A 5976-nucleotide genomic window follows, 5' to 3' on the forward strand; every position below is an offset into this window, starting at 1 on the left:
TCGGAGAGGTCGCGCAGCAGGTTGTCGATCTGGGTGGCGCGGGCTTCGCGCGCGCGCCGGGTCTTCGGCGGGATGGCGTAGAGCTCGGTTTCGGTGATGACGGCGATCCGCCCGTCGCTGCTGACGAAGCCTTCAGCGAGCGGGCCGTGGGTAAGCAGGATGCGCTCGGCGTGCTGCCGGCAATCGGCCCAGCTTCCGCACAGCGTGGCGTCGAGGCCGTGTTCGGACAGATATTCGTGCAGGGTTTCGCGCCGCCCGGCCGACGGCGCGACGATCAGCGTCCTGCCCTGGAAGCCGTCGATGAAATCCTGCAGCTTGGCGACCGGGCGGGCTTCGCGGCGGTCGACCGAAATGGGCGGGACACGGCGGGCGAGGCCGTCGCCGGTTTGTTCGACGTCCAGTCGATCATGGGTCTTGGCCAGACTGAAAAAGGTGTCGGTCGGCAGGAACAGGTCGGCCGGCGGCAGCAGCGGACGGTCCTTGTCGCCCGACAACAGGCGGTAACGGCCTTCCGCGTCGGCCCAGAACGCCTGGCCGGCGGGGTCGAGCGCGCCGTGGAACACCAGCCGCGTGGCGGCGGGCAGATAATCGAACAGCGTCGCCGTTGCCTCGAAAAACAGCGGCAGATAGTACTCGATGCCGGCCGGCGCGAGTCCGTTGCTGACATCCTTGTAGAGCTTGGATTTGGACGGATCGCCCTCGAAGCGTTCACGGAAATTCTGCCGGAAGCGGGTGATGCCGGCCTCGTCGAAGGGGAATTCGCGCGCCGGCAGCAGGCGGATTTCATCCACTGGATAGATGCTGCGCTGGGTGTCGATGTCGAATGCGCGCAGCGTCTCGATTTCGTTGTCGAACAGGTCGATGCGGTAGGGCAGCGCGCTGCCCATGGGGAAGAGATCGATCAGTCCCCCGCGGACGCTGAATTCGCCCGGCGCGAATACCTGATTGACGTGGGTATAGCCGCCCAGCGCCATCTGCGCGCGGAAGGCGGCTTCGTCGAGGGTGTCCTTCTGTTTGAGGAAAAACGTGTGGGCGGCGAGAAAGGCCGGCGGCGCCAGCCGATACAGCGCGGTGGACAGCGCGACCACGGCGATATCGAATTCGCCGCGCGAAATCTGGTACAGCGTCGCCAGCCGCTCGGAAATCAGGTCCGGATGCGGCGAAAACGTGTCGTAGGGCAGGGTTTCCCAATCGGGAAAGGCGCACACCCGCAACTCGGGGTCGAACCAGCGCAGTTCCTCGGCCAGCCGGTTGGCGTCCCACGCGCTGGCGCACACCACGGCGAGCGGCGCAGCGTGGCGCGCCCATTCGGCCAGATAAAGCGCATCGGCTGCGCCGGCGAGGCCGGACTGGCTGCGCTGGGGGCCGGAAGGCGGGGAAGCAGGGGAGAAGAGCGTCATGCAAATAGCGGGATTATCCTGGAAACGGCAGCCGGGCGCATCCGCGGTGCGGAGGCGGGCCGGGGGCAGGTATAATGCCCGCCTTTCCCGTTTTCAACCCCCGATATCCCATGAGTCTCGACCGCGTCAGTTCCGGCCGCAATCTGCCGGACGACTTCAATGTCATCATCGAAATTCCCGCCCACGGCGAACCCATCAAGTACGAAGTCGACAAGGAATCCGGCGCCATGTTCGTCGACCGTTTCATGTCGACTGCCATGCACTATCCCTGCAATTACGGCTACATTCCGCACACCCTGTCGGAAGACGGCGATCCGGTCGACGTGCTGGTGGTGACGCCGATCCCGCTGATCACCGGCGTGGTGGTGCGCTGCCGCCCCATCGGCATGCTGAAGATGACCGACGAAGCTGGCGTCGACGGCAAGCTGCTGGCGGTGCCGGTCGACAAGCTGTGCGGCCTCTACAAGGGCGTCAACAAGCCGGAAGATTTGCAAGCCCTGCTGCTGGCGCAGATATCCCATTTCTTCGAGCATTACAAGGATCTCGAGAATGGCAAGTGGGTCAAGATCGAAGGCTGGGCTGGCGTTGACGATGCCCGCGCCGAAATCCTCGCCGGCGTCGAGCGCTATCGCAACGCCGCGGACAAGCCGGCGTTCTGAGTTAACAAGATGCAAGATACAAGATTCAAGGAAAACCGGTTCCTTGGCGCCTGCAACCTGAAACTTGTCCCTTGAGTCCTGCATCTGTATGAAAGTCTGCATCCTCTCCGACTCCCACGACAACCGCCGCCTGCTGGGCGCGGCGGTCGAGCACGCCAAGACACACGGGGCGGAGGCAGTGCTGCACTGCGGCGACGTGGTCGCGCCGACCACGCTGCGCGTGCTGCAGAAATACGAGCTGCCGGTGCACGTCATCCACGGCAACAATACCGGCGATCTCTACAACATGAGCCGGCTCGCTGCCGAGCCCAACAGCGTGATCCGCTACCACGGCCAGGATGCCGCGTTCACGCTGGCCGATCGCGCACTGTTCCTGGTGCATTACCCGCATTATGCCCACGCGCTCGCCTGTACCGGCGACTACGATCTGGTGTGCTGCGGCCACGATCACAAGTCCAGTATCTCGCAAGTGGCCACCGTCAAAGGCGGACATGCCTGGCTGATCAATCCGGGCACCGTCGGTGGCGTCGGCGCACCCCCCACCTACATCATGGCCGACCTCGCTTCCATGCAGTTCGAGATCGTCGCCGTCGAGGCGGCGCCGGCCTCGGTGCTGCCGCCGGTCACGCCGCACGTCTAGGGCGGCGCCAAAACTTCTCCGTGTAGTTGCGGTCTGGGGTGCACGGGACAGAGCCATCAAAAACGGGGCATGACGCCCCGTTTTCGATGCTGCCGGCAGTGCGTGTTTATTTCGCGGGTTTGACCGTGGTCAGCCCCAGCGCTTCCCAGTCCTGCATGCCGCCCCGGTACCATTTGATTTTATTCGCCGGGTAGCCGACTTTCAGCAGGCCTTTGATGTTGGTCGGCGACTGGCCGCACCAGGGGCCGTTGCAGAACATGACGACGGTTTTGGCATTGTCGAACATGTAGAAGCCGTCCTGGTTCTTGACGCCGAAATGCTTTTCAAGGATTTCCTGCACGGTGATGGGATCCGACCTGCCGATGTTGAGCTTGTCCCACGGAATGTTGACCGCACCGGGGATCGTGCCTTTTTCAACCCAGTCAGGCGTACGCGAATCCACCACCATGATGGTTTTGTCGCCGTCGCTCATTTTTTTCAGGTAATGAATGATCTCAAGTTCACCGATGGTATCGACGCCGGTCGCCAGTTCGCCCGGCTGAATGCAGAAAGGCGGGCATTTGCGCGAGGTCTTGGCGAAATCGGGATTGATGGTGTTTTTCTGATCCTGATTGCGCATGATCGCGACTTTCTGGTCGCCATGCATCACCTCGACCGAAGGCAGGTCGGCGGTGAGGCTGACCTCCAGTGCGCTGGCCGCCATGGGCATGGCGAAAGCAGTGAACAAAGTGGATACGGCGAATAGGGTGCGAAGCTTCATTTTGTCTCCTGGACTGTGCTGGGCGAGCAATGGCGACAGATTGTCAATTGCAGGCCGGTTCTTCTTTGGTTTCGGTCGTGCTGCTTTGCGCTGAATTTGTGCTGGCGGCGTTCTCCTTGGGCTTGGCTGGATTTTCAGAAGTGCTTGCGACAGTCGGTCCGGCCTGCTGCGTTTCGGCATCGTCTGCTGCATGGGCGATACCGGTGGCCAGATACAGCATGGTTGCCATCATGCAAGCTAAGTTGGATATTTTCGTCATCCTGTCTCCTCTGGGTGTTTATTGCAATGCCTTGCGGGTGGCGCTTTTTGCCCGTACCGGTAAGCATTTTGTGTGCCAGTGCCTTATTTGTTTGATTGCAAATGGATTCAAGTTTTCCTGCAGAGAAAAAGTGACAATATCGTCAGACAAAAAGTCAGGTTGTCATGACACATGCCGCGGGGAGCGCGCTGAACCGGATCGCGCAGCCCGGCGTAACGATGGAATGGACTTGCGCGAATGGGGCGCTCTCCTGCGACGGATGGGCTGCCCGGTTCCATGAAAAACGCATAGGCGTGTGTCAGATCGTTTTCCTCGCGCCCGTTTTCCACACAGGCCGTGTGGCGCAGCCTTAAGCACTTCCCCTTATTCGCGCATAGAAAACTTCGATTGAAATTGCGCACTTGCCCGTGGCGGCGGGCATGGCCTTGGGGGTACTATTTCAGATGTCGAATTCGGGTTTAAAACCCGCTATCCGGGCAGAGATGTTCCGGGTGGTTATTCAAAAATTTTGCATCCATCTGTTGGAGAAAACAATGACGGAACATGTTGCAACCAACGAGACCATACTCGTGGTCGGCGGCGGGATTTCCGGCATGACCGCCGCGCTCGAAGCGGCCGAAACCGGCAAGAACGTCGTCCTGGTTGAGAAGAACCCTGCACTGGGCGGACGCACCTCCCAGCTGTATCGCTATTTTCCCAAGCTGTGTCATCCCGTATGCGGGCTGGAAATCAACCTGCGCCGCCTCAAGAACAACCCCCGCGTGCGGGTGCTGACGCTGGCCGAAGTGGGCGGTATCGAAGGCGACGCCGGCAACTACACCGTCACTGTCAAGGTCAAGCCGCGCTACGTGAACGAGAACTGCACCGCCTGCGGCGACTGCGGACGCGCGGTCGAAACGATGGTGGACGACCCGTTCAACTACAACCTTGGCCAGCACAAGGCCGCCTATCTGCCGAATGCGATGGCCTATCCGCAGCGCTACGTGCTGGACCCGGCGATCATCGGCAGCGCCGACGCCGAGCGGGCAAAAGCCGCGTGCAAGTACGGCGCGATCGACCTCGACATGCAGGAGGAGACGATCCAGGTCAAGGCCGGTGCAGTGATCTGGGCGACCGGCTGGCAGCCCTACGATGCGAAGAAGATTCAGCCCTACGGTTACGGCCGCTTCAAGAACGTTATCACCAGCGTCGAATTCGAGCGTCTGGCCGATATCCACGGCCCCACCGGCGGCAAGATCCTGCGTCCGTCCGACGGCAAGGAAGCGAAGAACATCGCCTTCATCCAGTGCGCCGGCTCGCGCGACGAGAACCACCTGCGCCACTGCTCACGCATCTGCTGCATGGCGTCGCTGAAGCAGACGCATTACGTGCGCGAGAAGTACCCGGAAGACGGCAAGTCGACCATCTACTACATCGACATCCGCGCCATCGACCGCTTCGAGGATTTCTACCAGAAGGTGCAGGCCGATCCGTCGGTCAGCTTCATCAAATCCAAGGTCGCGAAGATCACCGAAGACGAGCACGGCAATGCGGTGTGCCATGGCGTCAACACCGAAGGCTACAAGCGCTACACCACGCCGCACGACCTGGTGGTGCTGGCGGTCGGCATGGAGCCCTCGGTCAAGGGCATCAATATTCCCGGCCACATCGTGGCGGATTCGAGCGGTTTCATCGAAGCCGACCCGGCCAACGGCGCGGTGTTCGGCGCCGGCTGCGCGTCGAATGCGCTGGACGTGAACCGTGCCGTGCAATCGGCCACCGCGGCGGCATTGCGCGCCATCCAGGTGGTCAACAAAGTAGCAAAGGCGGAGGCTTAAACAATGGCTGACATCAAAGTCGCAGCGTATATCTGCAAGGGCTGCGGGCTGGGCGAGCGCCTGGATGCGGACGCGCTGGTCAAAGTCGCACAGAAGGACGGCAAGGTGCCGCTGGCGAAGTCGCACGATTTCCTCTGCAACGCCGACGGCGTGGCGATGATCAGGAACGACATCGCCAACGAAGGCGTCACCCACATCATGATTGGCGCCTGCTCGCGCCGCGCCAAGACCGAAGCATTCTTCTTTCCCGAAAACGCAGTGGCGCGCGCCAACCTGCGCGAGGGCGTGATCTGGATCCGTCCCGACACCGACGAGGCGCGCGAGACCACCCAGGAAATGGCGGAAGACTACATCCGCATGGGCTGCGCTGAAGTGAAAGCAATGACCGCGCCCGGCGGCAACGCCAACACCGGCAGCAGCAAGACCCTGCTGGTGGTGGGC

At 61.7% G+C, this 5976-nt stretch carries 5 protein-coding genes and 2 pseudogenes; 4 read left to right on the plus strand and 3 right to left on the minus strand.

All coding sequences use genetic code 11. The features are described from left to right. A pseudogene (locus tag Q0L94_RS10970) lies at positions 1-1400 on the minus strand (transcription-repair coupling factor); the annotation flags it as partial. A gap of 110 nt (positions 1401-1510) precedes the next feature. Between Q0L94_RS10970 and ppa the strand changes: the two are divergent. Further along, the gene (gene ppa, locus Q0L94_RS10975; RefSeq protein ID WP_296753244.1) at positions 1511-2059 is read left to right on the plus strand and encodes an inorganic diphosphatase; all 549 of its coding nucleotides are present in this window, start codon (positions 1511-1513) and stop codon (positions 2057-2059) included. An 88-nt stretch (positions 2060-2147) separates the two neighbouring features. Continuing rightward, complete coding sequence (locus Q0L94_RS10980; RefSeq protein WP_296753246.1) at positions 2148-2699, plus strand: metallophosphoesterase family protein; 552 nt, start codon at positions 2148-2150, stop codon at positions 2697-2699. A gap of 106 nt (positions 2700-2805) precedes the next feature. Here the strand turns inward: Q0L94_RS10980 and Q0L94_RS10985 are convergent, their stop codons facing one another. Together Q0L94_RS10985 and Q0L94_RS10990 are read right to left on the minus strand one after the other, a co-directional pair. Beyond that, entirely contained in the window at positions 2806-3459 is a 654-nt protein-coding gene (locus Q0L94_RS10985) for a rhodanese-like domain-containing protein (RefSeq protein WP_296753248.1), read from the minus strand. Positions 3460-3502: 43 nt separating this feature from the next. Beyond that, the gene (locus Q0L94_RS10990; protein WP_296753250.1) at positions 3503-3718 is read right to left on the minus strand and encodes a hypothetical protein; all 216 of its coding nucleotides are present in this window, start codon (positions 3716-3718) and stop codon (positions 3503-3505) included. 533 nt (positions 3719-4251) lie between these two features. Here Q0L94_RS10990 and Q0L94_RS10995 point away from each other — a divergent pair. Both Q0L94_RS10995 and Q0L94_RS11000 read left to right on the plus strand, forming a co-directional pair. Further along, the gene (locus tag Q0L94_RS10995; protein WP_296753252.1) at positions 4252-5535 is read left to right on the plus strand and encodes a CoB--CoM heterodisulfide reductase iron-sulfur subunit A family protein; all 1284 of its coding nucleotides are present in this window, start codon (positions 4252-4254) and stop codon (positions 5533-5535) included. Between the two features lie 3 nt (positions 5536-5538). Then, a pseudogene (locus Q0L94_RS11000) lies at positions 5539-5976 on the plus strand (heterodisulfide reductase); the annotation flags it as partial.

The organism is Thiobacillus sp. (assembly GCF_024708915.1).